The 22,629-nt window shown below is 46.9% G+C and carries 22 protein-coding genes and 1 riboswitch; of the genes, 11 read left to right on the top strand and 11 right to left on the bottom strand.

The features are described from left to right. Positions 1 to 211: 211 nt before the first annotated feature. Together ACR2PX_RS17160 and ACR2PX_RS17155 are read right to left on the bottom strand one after the other, a co-directional pair. Positions 212 to 841: a DUF1294 domain-containing protein gene (locus ACR2PX_RS17160; RefSeq protein WP_434000580.1), complete on the bottom strand. Its 630-nt coding sequence runs from the start codon at positions 839 to 841 to the stop codon at positions 212 to 214. Positions 842 to 935: 94 nt separating this feature from the next. Then, positions 936 to 1,949 (bottom strand): hypothetical protein, encoded by a 1,014-nt coding sequence (locus tag ACR2PX_RS17155; RefSeq protein WP_434000579.1) that lies wholly within the window; start codon positions 1,947 to 1,949, stop codon positions 936 to 938. A 360-nt stretch (positions 1,950 to 2,309) separates the two neighbouring features. On the opposite strand from ACR2PX_RS17155, the gene ACR2PX_RS17150 reads away from it, so the two are divergent. Further along, positions 2,310 to 3,257, top strand: a complete 948-nt coding sequence (locus tag ACR2PX_RS17150; protein ID WP_434000578.1) for an integron integrase — start codon at positions 2,310 to 2,312, stop codon at positions 3,255 to 3,257. Positions 3,258 to 3,478: 221 nt separating this feature from the next. Here ACR2PX_RS17150 and ACR2PX_RS17145 read toward each other — a convergent pair whose 3' ends face one another. From ACR2PX_RS17145 to ACR2PX_RS17135, 3 genes are read right to left on the bottom strand one after another with little or no spacing between them, the layout of a single operon-like run. Further along, entirely contained in the window at positions 3,479 to 3,838 is a 360-nt protein-coding gene (locus ACR2PX_RS17145) for an SH3 domain-containing protein (protein ID WP_434000577.1), read from the bottom strand. A gap of 3 nt (positions 3,839 to 3,841) precedes the next feature. After that, the gene (locus ACR2PX_RS17140) at positions 3,842 to 5,023 is read right to left on the bottom strand and encodes a vWA domain-containing protein (RefSeq protein WP_434000576.1); all 1,182 of its coding nucleotides are present in this window, start codon (positions 5,021 to 5,023) and stop codon (positions 3,842 to 3,844) included. 9 nt (positions 5,024 to 5,032) lie between these two features. Beyond that, positions 5,033 to 5,869 (bottom strand): AAA family ATPase, encoded by an 837-nt coding sequence (locus ACR2PX_RS17135; RefSeq protein WP_434000581.1) that lies wholly within the window; start codon positions 5,867 to 5,869, stop codon positions 5,033 to 5,035. Between the two features lie 166 nt (positions 5,870 to 6,035). Here ACR2PX_RS17135 and cysK point away from each other — a divergent pair, with 166 nt between their 5' ends. After that, complete coding sequence (gene cysK, locus ACR2PX_RS17130; RefSeq protein ID WP_434000575.1) at positions 6,036 to 7,007, top strand: cysteine synthase A; 972 nt, start codon at positions 6,036 to 6,038, stop codon at positions 7,005 to 7,007. A gap of 20 nt (positions 7,008 to 7,027) precedes the next feature. Here cysK and amt read toward each other — a convergent pair whose 3' ends face one another. Next, entirely contained in the window at positions 7,028 to 9,136 is a 2,109-nt protein-coding gene (amt, locus tag ACR2PX_RS17125) for an ammonium transporter (protein WP_434000574.1), read from the bottom strand. Between the two features lie 146 nt (positions 9,137 to 9,282). Between amt and ACR2PX_RS17120 the strand changes: the two genes are divergently transcribed. Further along, on the top strand, positions 9,283 to 10,197 hold the full coding sequence (locus ACR2PX_RS17120; RefSeq protein ID WP_434000573.1) for an SPFH domain-containing protein: 915 nt from the start codon (positions 9,283 to 9,285) through the stop codon (positions 10,195 to 10,197). Between the two features lie 18 nt (positions 10,198 to 10,215). Further along, positions 10,216 to 10,665: an NfeD family protein gene (locus ACR2PX_RS17115; protein ID WP_434000572.1), complete on the top strand. Its 450-nt coding sequence runs from the start codon at positions 10,216 to 10,218 to the stop codon at positions 10,663 to 10,665. 33 nt (positions 10,666 to 10,698) lie between these two features. Here ACR2PX_RS17115 and ACR2PX_RS17110 read toward each other — a convergent pair whose 3' ends face one another. Next, entirely contained in the window at positions 10,699 to 12,408 is a 1,710-nt protein-coding gene (locus ACR2PX_RS17110) for a hypothetical protein (protein WP_434000571.1), read from the bottom strand. A gap of 417 nt (positions 12,409 to 12,825) precedes the next feature. Here ACR2PX_RS17110 and ACR2PX_RS17105 point away from each other — a divergent pair, with 417 nt between their 5' ends. Then, positions 12,826 to 13,881, top strand: coding sequence for a potassium channel family protein (locus tag ACR2PX_RS17105; RefSeq protein WP_434000570.1), 1,056 nt, complete (start codon positions 12,826 to 12,828; stop codon positions 13,879 to 13,881). 242 nt (positions 13,882 to 14,123) lie between these two features. On the opposite strand, the gene ACR2PX_RS17100 is transcribed toward ACR2PX_RS17105, so the two are convergent. Next, a complete protein-coding gene (locus ACR2PX_RS17100) occupies positions 14,124 to 14,669 on the bottom strand; it encodes an acyl-CoA thioesterase (protein WP_434000569.1) in 546 nt (181 codons plus the stop codon). Positions 14,670 to 14,780: 111 nt separating this feature from the next. After that, positions 14,781 to 14,955, top strand: a riboswitch (yybP-ykoY riboswitch). Between ACR2PX_RS17100 and ACR2PX_RS17095 the strand changes: the two genes are divergently transcribed. Further along, positions 14,943 to 15,983, top strand: a complete 1,041-nt coding sequence (locus ACR2PX_RS17095) for a calcium/sodium antiporter (protein WP_434000568.1) — start codon at positions 14,943 to 14,945, stop codon at positions 15,981 to 15,983. It overlaps the preceding riboswitch by 13 nt. Before the next feature lie 32 nt (positions 15,984 to 16,015). Here ACR2PX_RS17095 and nrdR read toward each other — a convergent pair whose 3' ends face one another. Continuing rightward, positions 16,016 to 16,477 carry a transcriptional regulator NrdR gene (nrdR, locus tag ACR2PX_RS17090; protein WP_062267701.1) on the bottom strand — a complete coding sequence of 154 codons (462 nt, stop codon included), beginning with the start codon at positions 16,475 to 16,477 and terminating at the stop codon, positions 16,016 to 16,018. 201 nt (positions 16,478 to 16,678) lie between these two features. Here nrdR and ACR2PX_RS17085 point away from each other — a divergent pair, with 201 nt between their 5' ends. The 4 genes from ACR2PX_RS17085 (at position 16,679) to ACR2PX_RS17070 (ending at position 18,290) form a co-directional block, all read left to right on the top strand. Beyond that, positions 16,679 to 17,041: a hypothetical protein gene (locus tag ACR2PX_RS17085; protein WP_434000567.1), complete on the top strand. Its 363-nt coding sequence runs from the start codon at positions 16,679 to 16,681 to the stop codon at positions 17,039 to 17,041. Positions 17,042 to 17,045: 4 nt separating this feature from the next. Further along, positions 17,046 to 17,459: a hypothetical protein gene (locus tag ACR2PX_RS17080; RefSeq protein WP_434000566.1), complete on the top strand. Its 414-nt coding sequence runs from the start codon at positions 17,046 to 17,048 to the stop codon at positions 17,457 to 17,459. A gap of 94 nt (positions 17,460 to 17,553) precedes the next feature. Next, the gene (locus ACR2PX_RS17075) at positions 17,554 to 17,730 is read left to right on the top strand and encodes a hypothetical protein (RefSeq protein WP_434000565.1); all 177 of its coding nucleotides are present in this window, start codon (positions 17,554 to 17,556) and stop codon (positions 17,728 to 17,730) included. A 131-nt stretch (positions 17,731 to 17,861) separates the two neighbouring features. Beyond that, a complete protein-coding gene (locus ACR2PX_RS17070; RefSeq protein WP_434000564.1) occupies positions 17,862 to 18,290 on the top strand; it encodes a hypothetical protein in 429 nt (142 codons plus the stop codon). Positions 18,291 to 18,463: 173 nt separating this feature from the next. Here ACR2PX_RS17070 and glyA read toward each other — a convergent pair whose 3' ends face one another. Next, complete coding sequence (gene glyA / locus ACR2PX_RS17065; RefSeq protein WP_434000563.1) at positions 18,464 to 19,717, bottom strand: serine hydroxymethyltransferase; 1,254 nt, start codon at positions 19,715 to 19,717, stop codon at positions 18,464 to 18,466. Between the two features lie 412 nt (positions 19,718 to 20,129). Here glyA and ettA point away from each other — a divergent pair, with 412 nt between their 5' ends. Continuing rightward, complete coding sequence (gene ettA, locus ACR2PX_RS17060; RefSeq protein ID WP_434000562.1) at positions 20,130 to 21,797, top strand: energy-dependent translational throttle protein EttA; 1,668 nt, start codon at positions 20,130 to 20,132, stop codon at positions 21,795 to 21,797. A 58-nt stretch (positions 21,798 to 21,855) separates the two neighbouring features. Here the strand turns inward: ettA and ACR2PX_RS17055 are convergent. Continuing rightward, on the bottom strand, positions 21,856 to 22,629 hold a 774-nt coding region (locus ACR2PX_RS17055; protein ID WP_434000561.1), incomplete at its 5' end, for a hypothetical protein.

Below are 22,629 nucleotides of genomic sequence, written 5' to 3'. Positions count from 1 at the left end.
AATGACTGGTTTCGCTATTCGGCTTTGTTCCCGGAGCTTTAAAAGAGCTTCTTCTTTTGTAATAGTTGTTTCCAATATCATTTTTATTCTTCCTTGGGATGATGTTGAGGTTGGGAGCGCTTAACGCGAAGTTGTGGGGCGCCGAAGGCGTCCCAGGCAGCTTGCTGCCGAACACCAACGCCTTGTTAGCCGCATTTTACTCATGGCTTTGTTAGCGGATATTACCCGCGATTTCTCTTAGAGCTTGCTTAAAATCTAAGAAGTGGGTGTATAGGAAATACTCACCATTGTGGGTAAAGGTCCAGCCAATGAAGCCAGCATTGATGAAGACTGTCAGCCAGAATATTGTACGGAAAGGCTGCTTGGACGTTTTATGATTGAATAGCGTTTGGGCAAGGGCTGCTCCAGGCCAGCCACCAAGCAAGGAGAATGTGTGAAGTGTATTCTCACTAACACGCCACCTACCTTTTAGAGCGGCCGATTTATCTCTTCCGTAGGCGAGAACTGAGATAACAGATAACCCTGCAATCAGATATATCATCTCTATGGGATATCTGTTGATAGATACGGTATAACAGAGGAACCCGGTAAAGCCGAGCGCAAATGTAGTGTTAATAATTGCTGGCAGCTTACTCTTCTTTTGATTTAAGAGTTTTACATTTACCGCACACACTCGACCTTTTGAATCTTTCGAGGTTTTATACTCAACCTCTTCACCTACTAAAGATGCTGAAAGCCTGAATTTACAGTCGGTGGTATGGACAAAGATATCCTTGCCATTACTACCCCCAATGAATCCAAATCCCTTGGTTTCATTGCACTTCATGATTTTTCCCTTCATTCGAATTTTACTCATTACTGCTATGTGCGGCTAACGCCAAATTCAGCGGCTGCCGAAGGCAATCTGCTGGAATTTTTTGTTAGGCTGCATTCACTCACTGCTCTTTATGTTTTATTATTATCCTGAAATTTAATACTTCATTACCCTTCACATATATATTTAGATTTTCTAGCCATTGCCTATAGTTACTTCTTGCATTATCAATTGATTGGCATTCTTGGCAATTTGGAAAAGGCGGAGCACTTGAAATTGTAGCTTCACAATCAAAATAATCACCATGAATATGTGTTTGATGATTGCACATATCGAAATCCTCTATACCTAAAGGATTAAATGCTTGGAAAAAAGGTGCATAGTTATTAAAGTTTATGAAAGTTATGTTTGATAAAATCTGTTCGTTATCATCAAGCAATTGTATTTCAACTTGCAACTCAGAAAGTGCACTTTGACTACTTGAGGGAAACTCTCCTTCTAGATTAATTATGTCTGAGCTAGATTCAGGGATTTCATCTGTGCTTCGTAGAACCACTACTGTGGTGTTCGGTAAAGGTGCTGAATTTCTTGATAATGCCCATAGAGAGAGTTCTTGGGTGCTATTACTATACCAATGAAGTGATACTTGGACAAAAGTTGCCCCCTGTGTGAGAGGTATTTGGCACCAGGGAGAATTACCAGAGTTTGTGAGTAGATCCTCCTTGTTAACGCTATAGGTAAAACTGATAGGCGCTTGTCCCACCTGTATGACTTTTCGCAGGGGAAATGGTAGGCATTCTGCTCCACAAGGCTCTTTTTTATTCTCTTTAGGGGGGAAAGGTGGTTTATCATCACCGTCATCATCAGAATGTTGATTACGGAAGCTATCTTGGCTAAAAGTGGTTCGACTATTACTACCTTTCTGATTACCTGCATCAGATTGCTGAACTTTTGCTTCTTGTCCACCTATTTTGCCAGTGGGAAAAGCAACAAGCCAATCAGGATTTATATATTGGGAAAAGAATGCTAAAGGGACAAGAGCTAAAATGCCATTTCCACGCGGATCATAGCCTGCGAACACGATAGTGCTTTTGCATATTATTAATACAAAAAAAACGATGTTTTTTCTCTTCATTAATGCCACCGTTACTAACTTCAGTGATAGGAGCTCATTAAGGTAGTCAAAAATGGCTTGCTTTGCACTTGTAAGCAGCCTAACAGCTTACTTATGCGACTCAGTGTCGCATAACATACTATCTGTGGGAAACACGACTTTAAGCACGCGCTTAGAGTGCCAAGACCTGAACAAATACCTCATACTCTTTTTATCAATATCTTGCCTGTCGCATTTCATGATTTGTATATTTTTCGCTTAACATGACCAAGCTTGAAAGTATTGCATATTCTCAATAAAGACAACAAGTTATAGTTTTCTTGATAATTTGCATAGGCGAACTATTTTATACTGTATAAATAAACAGTAACCGGTGTGCTAATGCGCTTGCAGGAACAGTTTCTTATTGCCATTCGAACCTCTAACTATTCACTCTCTACCGAGCGTGCTTATTGGAGCTGGATTCGACAGTTTCTCAGTTACCACAATATGAGACATCCGCAAGAAATGGGTGGGGCCGAAATCAGTCAGTTCCTCAGTCACCTGGTTATGAGTCGTAATGTTGCAGTTAATACTCAACAACAGGCATTGAGTGCACTGGTTTATCTTTTTCGTGACGTATTGAATCGAGATAATCTGGTTGTTAATCACTGGAAAAATGCTAAGCGCCCAAAAAAACTTCCGGTCGTTTTTTCAATATTGGAAGCAAAGAAGGTCATGAGCCATTTAAAAGGTACTGCGCATCTGGTGGTGCTGTTAATGTATGGAGCGGGTTTACGACTAAAAGAAGCTCTGAGATTACGAGTGAAAGATGTTGATTTCGGCCGCTCAGAAATCACTGTTCGCGAAGGTAAGGGTAGCAAGGATAGAGTCACCCTGTTGCCTGAGAAAGCTGTAGCCGCCTTGCAGGAACATAGTGAGCATTCCAGTTTTTTACATAATAAGGCCATGAAGCAGGGGGTCTGTTTTGTTCATATGCCAGGTGCTCTAGCTAAAAAGTATCCCCACGCTGGAAAAGAATTAGCCTGGCAATATGTTTTTGCAAGTAGTCAGCTCAGTCAAGATCCACGATCTGGCCAAGTTGGCCGTCATCATATCAATGAGCGGGGTATCCAGCGCAGTGTGAAAGATGCGATTAAGAAAGCAGGTATTCATAAGCACGCCAGTTGCCATACATTCCGACACAGCTTCGCTACTCATTTACTAGAGAGTGGCTATGATATTCGTACCGTTCAGGAGCTTCTGGGTCATGCCAATGTTAACACCACGATGATCTATACCCATGTATTGAATCGGGGTGGCAGGGGTGTAAAAAGCCCGGTTGATTAAATGATTGGACACGCTACCGCCCCGAGATTGACTGTTATTTAAACAACAGCTGAGTACTATCCCTGAACTCGTTACAGCGTCCTGCTGAGCTTTATTTTGGGGGTATTCTGCCAGTTTTTTTAAAGCGAAGGTAGGGGTAACTACGTAATGTGAGGATTTGCCAGATGATTCAAAAATGCAGTGGAGGAGGGCAACAGCTAAGAGCCGTTGCCTTTTCCTGATCATCCAAAAGACTGATCCGGAGCCTGCTCGAGTTTAGAAACCGGAACCCAGCCGGTTTGCTTCTCTTTGTTTTCTACCCAGGCCCAGGCATTCAACTCTCGTATGATTTTTAATTCATCTCCGGTTTCTATATTGAGCTCTCTGGCTGTGTAGTCTTCAATGGCTGTTCCCTGTTTCTGACTCAATCGTCTGATCAGAGGAAGGGGAGCCCAGCCTTCTTTTCCTGATGTTGTTGTTACCCAGATCCAGCCGGGAAACTCGTCATCACTTTTACCCAGTTTCAGGCTGTCACCTTCATTGAAGATGACGGGGTCGGGGTAACAGGCCTGGTAACTCTCTATAACCTTGACTGTTTTCATGGTTCAGCTTTTTGTCGACAGTTTTTTCATGCCATCTTCAAGACCCTTGACCGTAAGAGGGTACATCCTACCTTCAAACTGCTCATGAATGATCTCGGTGGAATGGGTGAATTCCCAGCTCTCCCTGTTTATGGGGTTGAGCCAGATGGTGTTGTCAAAATGGTCCAGAATACGTTGCATCCAGGTGTGTCCCGGTTCGTCGTTCCAGTGCTCGACACTGCCCCCTGATGAAGTGATTTCATAAGGTGACATTTGGGCATCACCGACAAAAATGACTTTGTAGTCTTTGCCAAAACGGTGAATGATATCCCAGATTTCGGTCTTCTCACTTTGTCGACGATAGTTGTTTTTCCAAGCCATCTCATAGAGATAGTTATGAAAGTAGAAAAACTCCATGTGCTTGAATTCTGAACGGGCACAGGAAAACAGCTCTTCACAAACCTTGACGTGTGCATCCATGGAGCCACCAATGTCCATAAAAAGCAATACTTTTACTGAATTCCTTTTTTCCGGCACCAATTTGATGTCCAGCAGGCCTTTATTGGCTGTGGAGCGAATGGTGTCATCCAGGTCCAGCTGGTCAGCAGCGCCCTGTCGTGCAAATTTTCTCAGCCTGCGCAGCGCCATCTTCATATTACGGCTGCCCAGTCTCTCATCGTCGTCCAGATTCTGGAATTCCCGCTTATCCCAGACTTTGGTAGCCCGTTGATTTCTGCTTTCATTCTGCCCGATACGAATCCCCATGGGATTGTTACCATAAGCGCCAAAAGGAGAGGTACCACCCGTACCAATCCATTTATTGCCACCGGCATGACGTTCTTTCTGTTCTTGCAGACGTTTTTTAAGTGTTTCCATCAACTCTTCAAGGCTGCCAAGTGCCTCGAGCTTTTTCCGTTCTTCTTCACTCAGCTGGTTGATGAATTCTTTCCTGAGCCATTCTTCCGGTAGGGTAGCTTCCAGCAGGTCTTCAATGCTTTCGATACCTTCAAAGAAAGCCTTGCAGGCCTTATCGAAACGGTCATAGTGCCGTTCGTCCTTAACCAGAATGGTTCTGGATAACTGGTAAAAAGCTTCGGTGTCCGCAAAGACAACATGAGTCTGCATGGCCTTGAGCAGGTCGAGATATTCCCGGGTGCTGGCCGGGACGCCAAAGGCTCGAACCGTGTCGAAGAAATTAGTCAGCATGGGTTCACCCTATCGGCGGGTCATAAAGGCCAGTCTTTCGAGCAGCTGTACGTCCTGCTCGTTTTTGACCAGTGCACCGTAGAGGGGTGGAATGGCACTGCGAGAGTCCTTATTACTCAAAACATCGGCAGGAATGTCGTCAGAATTCAGCAGTTTCAACCAGTCAATAAGCTCAGAGGTTGAAGGTTTTTTCTTTAATCCGGGAATGTCTCTTAAGTCAAAGAACATCTGCAGAGCTTCAGAAACCAGCTCTTGTTTCAGCTTGGGGAAATGGACATCCACAATCTGCTTCATGGTGGCTGGGTCAGGGAAGCGGATGTAGTGGAAGAAGCAGCGTCTCAGAAACGCATCAGGCAGTTCTTTTTCGTTGTTACTGGTGATGATAACAATGGGGCGCTGTGTAGCCTTAACCATCTTCTGGGTTTCGTAAACGAAGAACTCCATTTTATCCAGTTCCTGGAGCAGGTCATTAGGAAACTCGATATCGGCTTTGTCGATTTCATCAATCAACAGAACAACCTGTTCATCGGCTTTAAAAGCTTCCCACAGTTTACCTTTGACTATGTAATTGCCAATGTCGTGTACTCTTTCATCACCCAGCTGGGAGTCACGCAGTCTTGAAACGGCATCGTATTCATACAAGCCCTGCTGAGCTTTGGTGGTGGACTTGATGTTCCATTGCAACAGTCGTTTGCCCAAAGATTCTGCGACTTCTTCAGCCAGCATGGTTTTACCGGTTCCGGGCTCACCCTTGATCAGCAGCGGGCGTTGCAGGGCTATGGCTGCATTCACAGCGGTTTTCAGTTCGCTGGTTGCAATATAACTGTCAGTAGAATCAAATTTCATGGTCACGATTTAGTTTCTTGGCATTTTAGTTTTGATTGCACTCTATCGAGGTTTGATCTTGCTGTGAACGCTTATTCTATATCGATATCGAATAATAATATTTTATTACTTTAAGATATTTATAAGAGGAGTAGAGTCTTTGTTTATTGATTAAGGAAGCAGATTCATGACGAAGATCTATCAGGATAACTCTCAATCCATTGGTAACACACCCCTGGTGAAACTCAATCGACTGGCGGCTGATCATAATATCTTCGTTAAAATTGAGTCCCGAAATCCGGCCAATAGTGTTAAGTGTCGTATAGGTGCCAGTATGGTTTGGGATGCAGAAGCATCCGGACGGCTGAAACCTGGCATGGAACTGATAGAGCCCACCAGTGGTAATACCGGTATTGCTCTGGCGTTTGTAGCTTCTTCAAAAGGCATTCCGTTAACGTTGACGATGCCGGCTTCCATGAGTCTGGAAAGACGAAAAGTGATGAAGGCGCTGGGCGCCAATATTATCCTGACGGAACCTGCCAAGGGTATGCCTGGCGCCATTGCCAAAGCGAAAGAGCTGGCTGAAGCTGAGCCTGAAAAGTTTTTACTGTTGCAACAGTTTGAGAATCCAGCCAACCCACGGATTCATGAAGAGACCACCGGGCCGGAAATCTGGAACGATACCGATGGCCAGATCGATGTGCTCGTAGCGGGTGTGGGTACTGGCGGTACCATTACCGGTGTCTCCCGATACATCAAACAGATTCAGGGTAAAGCAATTACGTCGGTAGCCGTTGAGCCCAGTGCTTCTCCGGTCATCAGCCAGACTCTGGCGGGGCAGGACGTGAAACCAGCGCCTCATAAGATTCAGGGGATTGGTGCAGGCTTTGTACCAGGGAATCTCGATCTGAACCTGGTGGATGAAGTGGAGCAGATCAACAATGAAGAAGCCATTGAGACAGCCCTGAAATTAATGAAAGAAGAAGGGGTGCTGGCTGGTATTTCAGGGGGCGCTGCATTGGCTGCTGCCTTGAAAGTGGCGGAGCAGCCGGTCCATAAAGGCAAGAATATAGTCGTTATCCTGCCAGACTCTGGGGAGCGCTATCTGTCCACCGCTCTGTTTGAAGGGGTGTTCTCAGACAACGAGACGGTTCAATAATGTGTCAGTCTGATAATGTGTCAGTCTGATTTTTCAGATTCTTGACGAACAATAGGCAGCTTGATTGCGAAGGTTGTACCTTTATTGGCCTTACTGGTAACAGTCAGGCTGCCACCCATTAACTCAACCAGATGTTTGCTCAGGGTCAAACCCAGGCCATTGCCTTCAAATTTTCTGCTGTAAGTGTTGTCTGCCTGTTCAAAGGACTCAAAGATTGAGTTCAGTTTGTCTTCGGGAATACCGGGCCCGGTATCGATCACTTCGATCAGTAAATTGTCCGTTTCAGAAACCGTGCTGGCTTTGACTATCACCGTGCCGGACTCTGTGAATTTAAAGGCATTGCCGAGCAAGTTGATCAATACCTGCCTCAAGCGATTATAATCGCCCACCAGTTCTATGGGCGTTCCCAAATCAATTTTACTGTTTAATACAATGGGCCGGGACAGGGTTTCCGGGATGAAGACGGACTTACTTTGTTCAATCAGTACAGCCAGATTATATGGCCGGTCATCCAGCTTCAGTTTTCCGGATTCAATTTTGGAGTAATCCAGAACGTCTGAGATGATGGACATTAATGCCATGCCGGACTGCTGGATGATTTCAACATATTGTGACTGGTCTTCCGACAGATCTTCCTCTTTCATCAGGTCAGACGTCGCGATGATTCCGTTCAGAGGCGTTCGGATTTCATGACTCATTTTTGTCAGGAAGATACTTTTGTGGCGACTGGCGGATTCAGCCTTGTCTTTTTGCATCTGTAACTGGTCGCGAATGTTCTTCAGGGTTTTGATGTTCAGGTTCAAACGGGTCTGGGTTTCAAGAAAACGTTCCAGTACCCGGTTGTATTGGCGGGTAATACCACCCAGTTCCGAAAAGGGTTCATGAATGACCGGCTTGAAGTGACCTTGCTCGGCCTGTTTTTCAAGTTTATTGACCAGGTCCGTCAACTCAGTGGTACTGCCATGCTCCGCGATATTCAGGCCCAGTTGTTCGGCCTGGCGACTGACCCGCAAGGGCATGAATTTATTGATGGCGGTCAGTGCGACATAACTGATGCCAAAGGCCCATGCAAAAGTGACTCCGATACCCAGTATCTGAATGCTTAATTGTTCTACCGTATCCAGACCATTATTGATCAGGCTGAGGTCACCCAGTAAGGCAACGGCAACGGTGCCCCAGATGCCCCCTGCCAAATGCACCGGGACTGCTCCAATCACATCGTCGATTTTCCAGTTTTCCAGCTGGACCATGGCGGCGCAACAAACCAGGCCAGCAATAAAGCCGGTTAGAATGGCGGTATAGATTCCTAGAATATGAGCCCCGGCGGTGATTCCCACCAGACCCGCCAACACCCCGTTGACTATCACCGAAACATCAAACTTCTTAAAGAAAATAAGGCTCCAGAGAGTCGCGGAAAGTCCCCCTGAACAGGCCCCCAGCATGGTCGTCACCATGATGGTAGGCATGGAAGTATCCACTTTTAAAAGGCTGCCCAGGTTGAATCCAAACCAGCCCACCCAGATCAGCATGGCCCCCATGAGGGTAATGACCTGGTTTTGTCCTCTGAATCGTTTATAACTTTGTTCGCCAAAGCCATCTCTGGGTCCAATAATCAGAACTCCAGCCAGGGCAACCGCCCCCCCGAGGACATGAACGAGGGTTGATCCTGCAAAGTCAATAAAGCCCAGTGCTGACAGCCATCCCTTTGGTGTGCCGAGTAATCCTCCCCAGATCCATTGACCCGCTACTGGATAGATGACGAGGGCAATGATCAAAGCAATGATCAGATAGGCTTTGAGGCTGCTGCGCTCTGCAATAGCGCCAGACACTATGGTGCTGGCTGTGACGGCAAAGAGCGCCTGAAACATCAGGAAGAGATAGGGATACCCCGGAGAACGAGGGTGAGCATTGTCCAGTAGCGTATCAAAAGAGCCGAATTGTATGGAAAAACTGATTAAGGCATAAACCAGCAGTACCACTATGAAATCCAACAGATTCTTGGCGGCAACATTCACGTTGTTCTTGCTTCTGACCGCTCCGGCTTCCAGACACAGAAATCCGATCTGCATAATAAAAACCAGTAAAATGCAGAGTGTAAGAAACAAAGTATTTAGATGGCCGTATGGCATTCGAGCAACCCTCGAAAGTTCTCTACCTGCTATCTGCGTTTAAGGAGCAGACTTTATGGCTCTCATGGAGATTCAGGACACCGTGGGTATTTTCTGTCAGACTGTCTGCTGGATTTAAATTATTTTTCAGGCGAAGGAGTGACTCAGTGGGTTTTGAAATTACAGCCATTGCATTAGTAGTTCTGATTGCTGTGCTGATTGGCACGGGCGTAAGAATGATTCCCCAGGGCTTCCATTTCACCGTGGAGCGTTTTGGTAAATACACCCGGACACTTTCGCCCGGTTTGCATGTGATCGTGCCTATCGTTGATAGAATTGGTAAGAAAGTCAATATGATGGAGCAGGTTCTTGATATCCCTCCTCAAGAGATTATTTCTTCCGATAATGCCCAGGTAACGACAGATGCCGTCTGCTTTTATCAGGTACAGGATGCGGTTCGTGCCTCCTATGAAGTGAATGAGCTCTATCGAGCCATGCAAAATCTGGTGATGACAAATATCCGTGCGGTTCTGGGTTCCATGGAGCTGGATGAAATGTTGTCTAACCGGGATCGCATCAATAGCCTATTGCTGGCCAAGGTGGATGAAGCCACGAATCCCTGGGGCGTAAAAGTCACCCGAATCGAGATTCGTGACATTGCGCCTCCTGCAGACCTGGTGGAATCCATGGCTCGCCAGATGAAAGCTGAGCGGGAAAAGCGGGCTCAGATTCTTGAAGCTGAAGGCAGCCGTGAAGCCGCTATCAAAGTAGCTGAAGGTGAGAAACAGGCTCAGATTCTGAAAGCAGAAGGTGAGCTGGAAGCGGCTAAGCGTGAGGCTGAAGCCAGGGAAAGACTGGCTGAAGCAGAGGCCAGGGCAACGGATGTTGTTTCTAAGGCTATTGCGACAGGGGATGCCAGGGCGATTAATTATTTTGTTGCCCAGAAATACGTTGAAGCACTGAAGTCTGTGGCCTCAGCAGAAAACAGCAAAACCATCATGATGCCTTTGGAAGCGGCTAATGTTATTGGCTCACTGGCGGGTATCAAAGAACTCGTAGACGACTTGAAACAAACTCCCTGACAGGACGCAGGTACATTTATGGACTTTCTTAATACGCTGCAACCCTGGCATTGGCTGATTGTTGCTTTTCTGTGCCTGGGTCTGGAAGCCCTGGGAGCCGGTGGCTTTCTACTGGGCAGTGCGGCAGCGGCTTTTTTAATGGCGGCGGTGTTATGGCTGCTTCCTGAAACGAGCTGGGCCTGGCAGTTGGTCTGGTTTGCGGTTGGTAGTCTGATCTTTACCGTTGCCTACTGGAAGTTTTTCCGCCAGGTGAATGAAAAAAGTGACTACCCTCAGTTGAACCAGCGTGCCGCTCAGTTAATTGGGCGGGTGGTTATTCTGGAGAATGACCTGCCAGGTGGGCAGGGTAAGATCCAGATTGGTGATACCCTTTGGTCAGTCAAAGCTTCGGGTCAGCTTGAAAAAGGCTGCTCGGTGATTATCACCGGATCAGAAGGGATGACGCTTCTGATCGATAAACACAGTTAATGAACAGGTAATGCTGTTCGCCGCTCACTGCCATTAAGGGTGGGCGGCTTTACTCATACTCGTTGCACAGAGTTTTTCCTCGTAATTTTCCCACCACTCAGGCTTGCCTTCGGGCCAATGAAATTGATGTTGTGCGCTATAGCAGCTCATTTTCTGAAAGAACAGAATGGCCTTGTCGGTCATGATGGTAATCCATTGATCATCACTGCTGTACATCACTTTTCGGGGTGACGCGGTCAAAGGTAGCCCTTCCTCTTCATAAAATGCCTGACGGCAACGCCAGTTTCGGGTTCCGGGTGTCTCTTCGCTATACAGTCTCAGACTGTTTAATTCACGGGTGGTGATGGCAAAGTCATCACTTAAATGGCCAAAGCGGCCGTCCACCGGTACAAACTCTTCTTCATTCAGGGTTTGAGTAAATGGTTGCCAGCGTGCAATCTGCAAAGTTAACCAATGATCATTCACTTTGTGTTTAACCTTGAACTCATTGACTTTCTCACTGTTCATTAATAAATAATGGCCATTAATGGATTGATCAATGGTTCTCAGTGCGGGTTCGTCTTCATCAAAAGAGATACTTTCCTTGAGCTTCAGACTGTGCTGTTCAGGTGAATATTGATACCTCCTGGCCAGTTTACTGCCAGAGCGCATGTGATGAACCGCCAGCCGGTTCTGGTTATCCAGTGACATGGCATGCAGGCTGCTCAATGTGCTGATACTGACATCTGAGCCAAGGTATTCGTAGATAGGGTCTTCGAGTATGCCGGTGGATGAATTGAAGCGCATGGCTATAAGCTGGGTTTGTTTACCCAGATACTGACTGGTAAATCCCAGGCTGAATAAGGTGTTACCCGCTTTATCAAAGAGCAGGTTACAGAACTCAATAAACCGGGCAGCGTGACTGTATGCCTTGACAGGCTGTGTCTCATAACCGGCTCGATCATGAGCCATCAGCGTAGAGTCAAGTTTTGAACCGGTGATCAACCATCTTTCATAGGGATGCAGAGCCACCCCGCAACTGCCTTCAGGGGCAGTAAACTGTTTAGAGTGTTTGACCCATGAGTTTTGTATTTTGGACCACTGAAACTGGGCAACCAGACTATTGGGATGATCGTTGGACAGGGTAAATATTGATCCGTCGTTATCAAGAACATAATTACCAAGCTTGCCAGTATTGGATTCGATCAGGGTATATCCGTTGTTCTGATTTTCAATCAGACCCTGGTATCGATAAGAACCCTGTTTGAAAAACGCAGGGATTCTGTGAACCCACTCTGCGGCATCAAGAGATATACCACTTAACCGGCCCAGTAGAACGTCGGTTATCGGTCCATCACTGTCAGAAGGTTCGATCGTGGCCACCAGTCGAGACAGATATTCTTCCATCTCAACCAGACCTTCGTCATTGATAAGAATGCCATAAGGGGTCAGGCCGGTATCGGTGAGTCTGGGCTGAAATTCCAGGGTAAAGGATTTACATTCCCCTGCAGCCAGTTGTTGAGGCGTATTGCCTACAACCCGAAAATGTTCAGGTGTTTTGAATACATGTATTGTTTGCCTGGGTGCATGACTGGGATTACAGATGTGAATGGTTTTCTTTTCCAGAGCGCCCACCGGCACCATACCAAAATCAATCTGGCTGGGTTTAATGTTAATAGTCGACTGCGCTTCTGGACTCATCAGAATGATCAGGCTGGATAAAACAATGCACAGAGCATTTCCCTGTGGGAGGCGATTTTTCATTAAAGGAGAATCCTTTCTTTCGCCACCCCGGCAATTAAATAAAAATGGTGGCATTTTCATAATTGTTCGCTCTTTTTAACGTTTGGGTAAGACGCAAGATTAGTTAATTCACAGGGGCTGTGTTGAAATAAATCAGGGTATTCTAAAGAAAGCTTCAACCATGGCAAAAAATACGGTTAAGTGATCATTAGTTCAAATTATGAAATAGCTATGAATCCTGTTTCAGGTCCATATTTTAGTTAATTGTACTGGTGGCTGTTAACAACCACGTTTATTCGTCATAGCTGTTTTTATTATCTTCCGGCATACTCTTCCGGCATACTCTTCAGGCATGACTGACAGGTCATTTATTCGGGCTTTAATGGCCCATTGGCATCATCGAGAAGTATCATCGAGAAGTATCATGGAGGACAAGCATTGGGACTGTTGAAAACAACCCTGCATTTTATTAATCAGCATTTGTTGAAGTTAAGCTGGCTGGCCCTGCTGGCACTTTTCATGCTGTTGTTTTTTGGAAGCTGGTTGTTAATGATTCTGTCCGGAGAATCGGTTCTGATTACTCCGGAAACCTGGTTTTATTATTTTGTTACTACGGCGACCACAGTAGGTTACGGTGATTTCAGCCCCCAGACGACCGGTGGGAGAATAACGGCCTCTCTCTTCGTTATGCCGGGTGGAGTGGTTGTTTTTGCCGGCATTCTCGGCAAGCTGTCCTCATTTTTTGTCGAGTTATGGAGGAAAAACATGAAGGGAAAAGGTAATTATTCAGCGTTGACCGGTCATATTGTTATTTTGGGCTGGCATCCGGAAAGAACCCCCAGAATGATCAAACTGATCTTTGGGGATACCCGTAGAGAAGACCGGAAAGTGGTACTTTGTACCACTGAAGAGATGGATAACCCTTTTCCTGATCAGGTCTTGTTTATCCAGGGAGAGAGTCTGAGTGATGACGAGCTGCTGAGCAGGGCAGGGGTGATTAATGCTGACCGGGTCATTATCTATCGGTCCACGGACGACAAGACCCTGACCAGTTGCCTGACGGTAGCGGCTTTGACAGAAAACGCTCATATTGTGGCCTGGTTTGAACAGGTACATATGGTCAAACTGCTTAAATCCCACTGCCCGGATGTTGAGTGCCACACCAGTATCTCCATGGAAATGCTGGTTCGTTCTGCTCAGGACCCCGGTTCTTCCCGTGTTCAGGGGCAGCTGCTCTCTACCTTGATTGGTCCTACACAATACAGTGTCAGAGTGCCTGAAGACTTCAAGGGCGCTCGTTTCAGCCGCTTGCTGGAATTTATGAAAAAACAACATGAAGCTATTGTTCTGGGCATTGCCGAAACAGCCACAGGCGACGACCTGGCTTTGAATCCTGAAGGTGATCAACCCGTAAAAGCCGGTCAACTGGTGTATTACATGTCAGCTCAGAGGATTCGTACTGAGGAAGTTCAGTGGAGCGCTATTCAGGAATAATACCAATCGAATTTTCTAACTACCGTAATGAGCATGGCAAGCTGGACATCAGAGCAAGGCGGAACGACGAGTAATAGCTAGCTATTGCGAGGAGTTCCAACGCAGGGCTGTTGTTCAGATTGCCAGCACAATAGTGTAGTTAGAATGTGCGATTGGTATTACAAGGGAGCCTGACCGAAAGAACCTATCAAAAAGAGAGGTTGTCCGACTCAATCTGCTCAGGGCAAGTCAACAGAAAGAGGTTAATCGGTAACCGTTTTCTCCAGCGGCGGCCAGGGACGAGAGTCCTCACTGTCGATCCAGGCTTTTACCCAACCTTCCGGCTGGGGATCCCAACCTTTCTGTCCCATCGCTTTTCTGACTCGCTCCGTGTCAATCATTTTGCCCTTCTCAGTAATAGCCGTCCTTAACAGAATGGAAGAAGTGGGTTCGCCTTTCACCCACATGGACTGAATAATATAAATCCAGCGTTCGTCCATCGCGACTACCTGAGTATACATGGTCACTGCGTCGAACATCCGGACCCGCTTGCGGTAACGGGTAGTACTGCCCGCAACCACCAGTCCCCAGCTATTATCTTTGAGAACCTTGGCCAGGCCCGTCTGGATAGAAAGAGTGAAACGGCCCAGATCATACAGGGTAAGAACCCGACCATTATTCATTTCCATGAACAAATCCAGGTCCCAGGGCATACAGCGGAAGCTGTTCTCACTGACGGCGTGAGCAGGAAGACTGGGGGCTTTTTTGGCTTTACGAATTGTCGTCAGGAGTCGGAAGAACGGATACATATTCAAATCTTCTTATAGTACTGGCGTGCATCATAGCTATTGAAAAAGAAGAAGGAAACAATAGAACCGCTTCGGTTATCCCTCTGGATATATGTGACATAAGTCAATAAACTGTCTGGCAATTCGGGGGAGTAGCCTGCCTGGTAGACAACAGGTGTATACGTCAACATCATTGGTCATTCGACTGTGGCGTATACGGCAGTGTGTTAAACACACTTCTTGGCGAGACTCGGGTGATAGCACTGGTTTATGAGGGCCTGGTGACTGTTACCTGTGTCCAAAGCCCTCTCGTCTGTTGATATGATTGAAATTCTTTCCTTTGTTGCCGCCATTGCCGTGGGCTTTGTTATATTGTCCTGGAGCGCTGATCGACTGATCGAAGTGGCTTCTACCCTGGCTTCCCGGCTGGGCATGTCCATTCTCACCATTGGTATGACCATTGTTGCTTTTGGTACTTCCGCACCTGAGTTACTGGTCTCTTCAGTAGCCGCTCTGGAAGGTTCTGCCGGTATAGCCATTGGCAACGCCCTGGGCTCTAACATCATTAATATTGGTCTGGTTCTGGCTCTGTGTGGCGTCATCTATCCGCTGGTAGTCAGCCGTCGTATTATTACCCGCGAACTGCCTTTATTAGGTCTGGTCGTCGCTTTCTCATTAGCCCTGATGCTGGATGGCGACCTGAGCCAGATGGATGGTTTTATTCTCGCTGGAGCACTGATTGCTTATTGTTACTATCTCGCAAGACATTCAGGTGGCGACAGCGAAGACGACGAAGTTGTGATTCTGCCAATCACTACCACTCGCGCCGTTGTGGAAAGTCTGGTGCTGCTGGCATTACTGATGGGCAGCTCCAAGTTACTGGTATGGGGAGCCAGTGAACTGGCACGTTCTTTTGGTATCAGTGAAATAACTATTGGTCTGACGGTCATAGCCTTCGGCACCAGTCTTCCAGAAATGGCGGCAGCCATGGCCAGCGCACGAAAAGGCCTGTTTGACCTGGTGATGGCTACCGTCATTGGCTCCAATATATTCAACTTGCTGGGCGTATTGGCTTTTCCGGGCATTCTCAGTGGCGGGCTGGAAATTGATTCAAGCGTACTGCAAAGAGATGGCCTTGCAATGGCAGGTCTTACCGTTCTGCTGGCGATTTGCGTAGTGACCAGTCTGTCCATGAACCGTAATGAATCGGGTTCATCTTCAACCATGGCATTAGGAAAGGTCGTATGCAGCAGGATACCGCGCTATAAAAGCGCCATCATTCTTGCTGTGTTTGCGGGTTATTTGGGGATACTGGCAATGTCTATCATCGGTTGATTCAACCCACTGCAATGAGGTCAGTTATGGCCTCATTGCTTATCAACGGTCTCCAGTCGCTCAATTTCTTCCCGGAATTCATTCAGGTCTTTGAAATGACGATAGACGGATGCAAACCGGATATAGGCAATCTCATCCAGCTCCCGAAGCTCACGCATAACTTCTTCACCCAGCACCAGAGATTTGACTTCTCGCTCTCCGGTTGCCCGTAGCCGATGCTTGATCCGGTTCACTGATTCTTCAATCTGCTCCATGCTGACTGGACGTTTTTCCAGAGCCTTGGTCATACCTGCCCGTAACTTGTCTTCATTAAAAGGTTCGCGGGAACCGTCCCTTTTGACCAGTCTGGGTATGAGCAACTCCGCCATTTCATAAGTAGTGAATCGTTCACTGCACGTCAGACACTCACGACGACGACGTACCTGGTTTCCATCAGCCACCAAGCGGGAATCAATGACTTTGGTATCGACAGCGTTGCAAAAAGGGCAGTGCATGGGTAAGAGAAACGTTTTTCAGAGTAAGTGTTCCATCATAATTCACCCTTGTACAATTACCAACACTTTGCAGCATTTAACCAGTACAAGGCGTCTCATAACCGAACGCTTTTACACGTTTCTGACCTTTCAATTATTGAAACGACTTCACAATACAGTCGACTGGAATGAGTACCTGTGGAATTAAACAGGAGTCTGTCTATGTCAGCCCAGATGATCCGACATCAGGTAACCTCAGTACTCCCATTGATGACTGCTCTCCTGCTCTCATTCCCATTACTCGCCAATGACAACGTTGAAGAAGCTTTCAGGGAATTAAATCGACTGAGAGGCACTGTCAACAGCCATGCACTGAAGAGAGACTGTCGCCTGGAAAATAGCGTCCATTTCAAAAACTACTGTGACCAAGTGCTTGCCGAATCCTCAGAAGCTGACACCAGCATCAGTGTCTTTGGTGTATCCAGCACCTGTCACTCTGATGCACTAAGCGCTGTACAGCATCTGGTAAGCCGATCTTATGGTCGATCTCTTTTGCTGCCCCACTGGGAGTGGTTTATCAATTGAAAAAATGTCTAAAGGATGTGAAAACCTGCCGGACCACCACTATTACAGATTCCACCTTTCCACTCCCAAGGCAAAACCTGTAGCTGTTACCCACCAGCTATTCCCAACCGGCAACAATGAAATGTTTTACCCCTGGAATCAGCATAGTGACAGTCACGCTGGAGTAGAATACTTCGGCTCACCTATCAGCTATACCTTCCAGGGAACACCTTACCCTGACAGAAACACCGTCCGGTTCACTGTAAAAAGAAAGACGTCTAATGGTTATAAAGCGATCAGCGGCCAAACGATGTATCGGAGATTCCTGAGGCACAGAGCCTTGTCACCGCTTTTTATCCCGATGAACTGTGGCGCTGGGGTAGTGTCTATAAATACTCGGTTGCCTATGAAAACAGGTCCGGGAAGCATCAGTCTTTAGAGGTCACTTTCACTGTCGCGGAAAACAAAATCCCGTCGTTTATATTAACAACAGGGAACACTTCCAGATTAAAGGCAAGCGTGAGCTGGATCTCATGCTGAACCCAAGAGTGATTCAATGGCGCAGTATTGATCCCGACCGCACAGAGTGTCTGTCTATGGAACAGGCAGCATTACCCAATATGTACCATCTAACGATTCACTGCCCAGTTGCTTTGAGTATTGTTGACAAAAACCCCAAAAATGAGCCGGTTGTTGTTGATTTTCAATAGTCATTTTTTGAAATAAGTCATCATTAGTAAAATGGCGTCCAGCTTGGGACCTGATAGATTTTTTTCATCGGCTAGCATTTCAGTGAGTGACTAGACTCTTTGAGCCGAAAAGAAAAAGCAGTGAGGAAACCATGTCAGACACGCGGTTTGAGCAGTTTGTCCATAAGGAGCTGGCGAACATTAATCGTCAGCTGGCGGATCACAGCCAAATGTTCAGTGAATTAAAATCGGGCCAGTCACAACTCGAAACGGGTCAGGAGAAACTCGAAGCAAGTCAGGTGAAACTCGAAGCAGGTCAGGTGAAACTCGAAGCAAGTCAGGTGAAACTCGAAGCAAGTCAGAAGATACTCGAAGCCGGTCAGGAAAGGCTCGAAAGGGACGTATCATTATTGAAAGATGATGTGACGACTCTAAAAGAAGGTCAGGCAAGGCTGGAAGCGGGCCATTTCAGAATGGACGCTGAGGTCAGGGAAATTCGCGCCGATCTGGTTCTAATGGATTCAAAAATAGACTTTATTGCCGCCTATATAAAGGAACAGATTCGCCAGGATAACGAGTAGAAAAACGCAAAATCCCAGAAATTGCTCCCCGGCTCGGGCTCCTGCTTCACTCTAACTCCTACACCCTGTAGTCGTGCATTTCAGGGTACATTACATCCCTGTAAATAAAACCGCTGACCTGGTTCAGATCAGCGGTCTATCACCACCTTCAGTGTGAAAGCAGTGCTATGTCATCAGCTGTAAACAGGCAGACGGTTGCAGATGGCCAGAACCTTCGCCTTCACATCTGCCACAACCTGTTCGTTACCCATATTTTCCAGTACGTCACAGATCCAGACAGCCAGTGCAGCAGAATCTTCTTCATTGAAACCACGACGGGTGATGGCTGGAGTACCGATGCGCAGACCACTGGTCACGAAAGGAGAGCGTGGGTCATTGGGAACAGCGTTCTTGTTCACAGTGATGTTAGCTTCACCCAGTGCCGCTTCAGCGTCTTTACCGGTGTACTCTTTACCGATCAGATCCATCAGGAACAGGTGATCGTCTGTCCCGCCAGAAACAATATTAATACCACGTTCCAGCATGACATGAGTCATCGCCTGAGCGTTCTTCACTACCTGCTGCTGGTAAGTCTTGAAGTCATCAGACATGGCTTCCTTGAAGCAAATCGCCTTGGCTGCAATAACATGACACAGAGGACCACCCTGAGACTCAGGGAATACGGCAAAGTTGAACTTCTTGTTCAACTCTTCGTTGTCGTTAGCCAGAATCAGACCACCACGAGGACCACCCAGTGTTTTATGAGTCGTTGTGGTTACGACATCAGCAATGCCTACCGGAGAGGGGTAAACACCTGCAGCAATCAGACCCGCCACGTGAGCCATATCGACAAACAGGTAAGCACCTATCTTGTCGGCAATGTCACGGAAACGCTGCCAGTCCACAACACGGGAGTAGGCAGAGAAACCAGCAACGATCATTTTTGGCTGGTGCTCATCTGCCAGACGCTCCACTTCTTCGTAGTCAATTTCGCCGGTTTCAGGATTCAGGCCGTACTGGACTGCTTCATAGATACGACCGGAAAAGCTTACCTTGGCACCGTGAGTCAGATGGCCGCCGTGCGCCAGGCTCATACCCAGAACCTTATCGCCGGGCTTAACCAGAGCCATGTAAACAGCAGCGTTTGCCTGGGAACCGGAGTGCGGCTGTACGTTGGCGTAGCTGGCACCAAACAACTCTTTGGCGCGATCAATAGCCAGCTGCTCAGTTACGTCTACGTGCTCGCAGCCACCATAGTAGCGCTTGCCAGGGTAACCTTCAGCGTACTTGTTGGTCAGGACAGACCCTTGTGCTTCCATCACTCTGGGGCTGGTGTAGTTTTCAGAAGCGATCAGTTCGATGTGCTCTTCCTGACGAACCGCTTCGGCATCGATGGCAGCCTTGAGCTCAGGATCGAACTCAGCGATGGACATGTCCTTTCTGAACATTAATGATTCCTCGGGATGTTGCCTGTTAATGAGGTTTTTCGGCGGCTATTCTAATACACCTGTTCAGGATTTCGTATCGAAAAAACTTCATGTTAGTTTGAGCGATACTCATTGGCCTGCACGTAACGGTAAAATCATGGCTTCAAGCCTCTGGACTGACCGTCAGCCCAAAAGTCTCAGTTAGCCCCTTTTAATCAAGCATGAATGGTCCGATTATTCGTCGTAACCTCCCAGAGCGAAGGCCTACCCTACTTTCTCTTTCCAAACCATTGCCAAGCCTATAGGGTTACAGTATCGTCGCGCGGTTAAATCAACCTGATACAGAGACACCCCCGCCATACTGTCTCAGTACGTCTAAGCGCCACCCCAATATATCTGTGGCATTTATGAATACAGCAAGCAGGTAAATATTTTGGCTCAGTACGTCTATACAATGAACCGGGTGAGCAAGGTTGTTCCCCCGAAGCGCCAGATTCTTAAAGATATTTCTCTCTCCTTTTTCCCCGGCGCCAAAATCGGTGTTCTGGGCCTGAATGGTTCAGGTAAATCCACGCTGCTGCGTATTATGGCCGGTGTTGACCAGGAATTTGATGGAGAAGCCCGTCCTCAACCAGAGCTAAATGTTGGCTACCTTCCTCAGGAACCGGAGCTGGACCCCAGCAAATCCGTTCGTGAAGTAGTCGAAGAAGCATTGAGCGAACTCACCGACGCCCAGACAAAACTGGACGCGGTTTACGCTGCTTATGCTGAGCCCGATGCCGATTTCGACAAGCTGGCAGCTGAACAGGCCAAGTTGGAAAACATCATTCAGGCTTCCGATGCACACAACATAGAACGAAAGCTTGATGTAGCTGCAGACGCCCTGCGTTTGCCTGACTGGGATGCTAATGTTGCCAACCTGTCCGGTGGTGAACGCCGTCGTGTTGCCCTGTGCCGCCTTCTTCTTTCCAACCCAGACATGCTGCTGCTGGACGAGCCCACTAACCACCTGGATGCAGAATCCGTAGGCTGGCTGGAGCGTTTCTTGCTGGATTACCCAGGTACTGTGGTTGCGATTACTCACGACCGTTATTTCCTGAATAACGCCGCTAACTGGATTCTTGAACTTGACCGTGGGCACGGTATTCCATGGGAAGGTAACTACAGCAACTGGCTGGAACAAAAAGAAGCCCGTCTTCAGCAAGAACAAAAGCAGCAAGACGCTCATCGCAAAGCCATGAGTCACGAACTGGAGTGGGCGCGTTCCAACGCCAAGGGTCGTCAGTCCAAGAGTAAAGCTCGTTTGTCCCGTTTTGAAGAAATGCAGTCCCAGGACTTTCAGGCTCGTAACGAAACTAATGAAATCTACATCCCACCCGGACCTCGTCTGGGTGCCAAGGTACTGGAATTCAATAATGTTTCAAAAGGCTTCGATGGTCGTCTGTTGATTGATGACCTTAGCTTTGCCATTCCTCAAGGTGCCATCGTGGGTATCATTGGTGGTAACGGTGCCGGTAAATCAACCCTGTTCAAAATGATCATGGGTTCCGAGCAGCCAGATAGCGGTACCATCGAACGTGGTGACACGGTGAAACTGGCCAACGTTCAACAGCTTCGTGATGAACTGGATGACAAGAAAACTGTCTGGGAAGCTATTTCCGATGGACAGGAAATTCTTCGCATCAATGGCTACGAAGTGCCTTCCCGTAACTACCTGGGACGCTTTAACTTCAAAGGCGGCGATCAGCAGAAACGGGTTGGACATCTGTCCGGTGGTGAGCGCGGTCGTTTACAGTTGGCAGCGACGCTCAAAGAAGGCGGCAATGTCCTTCTATTGGATGAACCCTCCAACGATCTGGATGTTGAAACCCTGCGTGCACTGGAAGAAGCCATCCTGGCCTTCCCTGGCTGCGCCATGGTGATCTCTCACGACCGCTGGTTCCTGGATCGTGTAGCCACACACATCCTGGCTTACGAAGGCGATTCAAAAGTTACTTTCTTTGAAGGTAACTACACCGAGTACGAAGCTGATCGTAAAGAGCGCCTGGGTGAAGAGGCTGCAGGTCCTCACCGTATCAAGTACAAGCGTATTGATGCCTGATAGCTATTCAAAAGCACTGAAAGCCCTAACCTCAGCAAGTTAGGACTTTCGATGTTTATTACCCATATTTTTTATAGTCAAACACACACAACAGCTTCCTATAAGCTGTTGTGTGTGTTTTATCTGGATAAATTCTCAAATAGCTTTCCAGTTCATCTATATGTATATTTTCCTGACATATATTCCATATAATGGATGTATCCTTATTACTTCTCGTAATTGATTCATCATCATGGATAGAGCTTATATCAGAATGGATCTCCTTACACTGTTCACTCACATTATCTAATACGGAATTAACTTTTGTAACCTGTTGCTGTTTAAGATCATCTAACCTTTCAATTCCAGAATAGATTTTACTGAACGCAAAAACAGGAAAATATTGCGCACCCTGAATAGTGTACTTGTTAATCAAAGATAGAATTTGAGAGTTAGATTCATCTAATATTTCAAAATAGTTCGCCATCATTTCAGCAGAAGACTGATAATGATAAGAAATAGTCTTTGTCGAACCAATAGCAATAATTTTATCTCTATTATCCAGTGAATCAAGATCTTCAGTTATGTTAACTTTAATGTCTCCACCAGTGTATATTTCTCTTACAATACTCTGAACCTTTCTAATATCCATAGCAGAAATCGGCAATACCAAGTCAGACAAAGCAGAAAAAACACCTGCAAAATTATCGGTTTTCACTTTATTTATTGGGGCTTTTACAGGTTGGCTGATGAAAAGTGAGGGGTTGCAACAGAAATAGCCTTCAGGAGACGATTGATTTATAAGGATCAAAATTTCTGAAGGATCAGACATGTGTGCAACACCCTCACTACG

It is taken from the genome of Endozoicomonas sp. (genome assembly GCF_051008435.1).
Lineage (GTDB): Bacteria > Pseudomonadota > Gammaproteobacteria > Pseudomonadales > Endozoicomonadaceae > Endozoicomonas_A.
The sequence above is the reverse complement of the archived record's forward strand: the minus strand, read 5'-3'. Positions and strand labels throughout refer to the sequence as shown.

Excerpts from the sequence above, each read along its gene's own strand:
- ACR2PX_RS17160 (WP_434000580.1), bottom strand. The coding sequence starts at position 841 with ATGAAGGGAAAAATCATGAAGTGCAATGAAACCAAGGGATTTGGATTC.
- ACR2PX_RS17155 (WP_434000579.1), bottom strand. The coding sequence starts at position 1,949 with ATGAAGAGAAAAAACATCGTTTTTTTTGTATTAATAATATGCAAAAGC.
- ACR2PX_RS17150 (WP_434000578.1), top strand. The coding sequence starts at position 2,310 with ATGCGCTTGCAGGAACAGTTTCTTATTGCCATTCGAACCTCTAACTAT.
- ACR2PX_RS17145 (WP_434000577.1), bottom strand. The coding sequence starts at position 3,838 with ATGAAAACAGTCAAGGTTATAGAGAGTTACCAGGCCTGTTACCCCGAC.
- ACR2PX_RS17140 (WP_434000576.1), bottom strand. The coding sequence starts at position 5,023 with ATGCTGACTAATTTCTTCGACACGGTTCGAGCCTTTGGCGTCCCGGCC.
- ACR2PX_RS17135 (WP_434000581.1), bottom strand. The coding sequence starts at position 5,869 with ATGAAATTTGATTCTACTGACAGTTATATTGCAACCAGCGAACTGAAA.
- cysK (WP_434000575.1), top strand. The coding sequence starts at position 6,036 with ATGACGAAGATCTATCAGGATAACTCTCAATCCATTGGTAACACACCC.
- amt (WP_434000574.1), bottom strand. The coding sequence starts at position 9,136 with ATGCCATACGGCCATCTAAATACTTTGTTTCTTACACTCTGCATTTTA.
- ACR2PX_RS17115 (WP_434000572.1), top strand. The coding sequence starts at position 10,216 with ATGGACTTTCTTAATACGCTGCAACCCTGGCATTGGCTGATTGTTGCT.
- ACR2PX_RS17110 (WP_434000571.1), bottom strand. The coding sequence starts at position 12,408 with ATGAAAAATCGCCTCCCACAGGGAAATGCTCTGTGCATTGTTTTATCC.
- ACR2PX_RS17100 (WP_434000569.1), bottom strand. The coding sequence starts at position 14,669 with ATGTATCCGTTCTTCCGACTCCTGACGACAATTCGTAAAGCCAAAAAA.
- nrdR (WP_062267701.1), bottom strand. The coding sequence starts at position 16,477 with ATGCACTGCCCTTTTTGCAACGCTGTCGATACCAAAGTCATTGATTCC.
- ACR2PX_RS17085 (WP_434000567.1), top strand. The coding sequence starts at position 16,679 with ATGTCAGCCCAGATGATCCGACATCAGGTAACCTCAGTACTCCCATTG.
- ACR2PX_RS17080 (WP_434000566.1), top strand. The coding sequence starts at position 17,046 with ATGTCTAAAGGATGTGAAAACCTGCCGGACCACCACTATTACAGATTC.
- ACR2PX_RS17075 (WP_434000565.1), top strand. The coding sequence starts at position 17,554 with ATGCTGAACCCAAGAGTGATTCAATGGCGCAGTATTGATCCCGACCGC.
- ACR2PX_RS17070 (WP_434000564.1), top strand. The coding sequence starts at position 17,862 with ATGTCAGACACGCGGTTTGAGCAGTTTGTCCATAAGGAGCTGGCGAAC.
- glyA (WP_434000563.1), bottom strand. The coding sequence starts at position 19,717 with ATGTTCAGAAAGGACATGTCCATCGCTGAGTTCGATCCTGAGCTCAAG.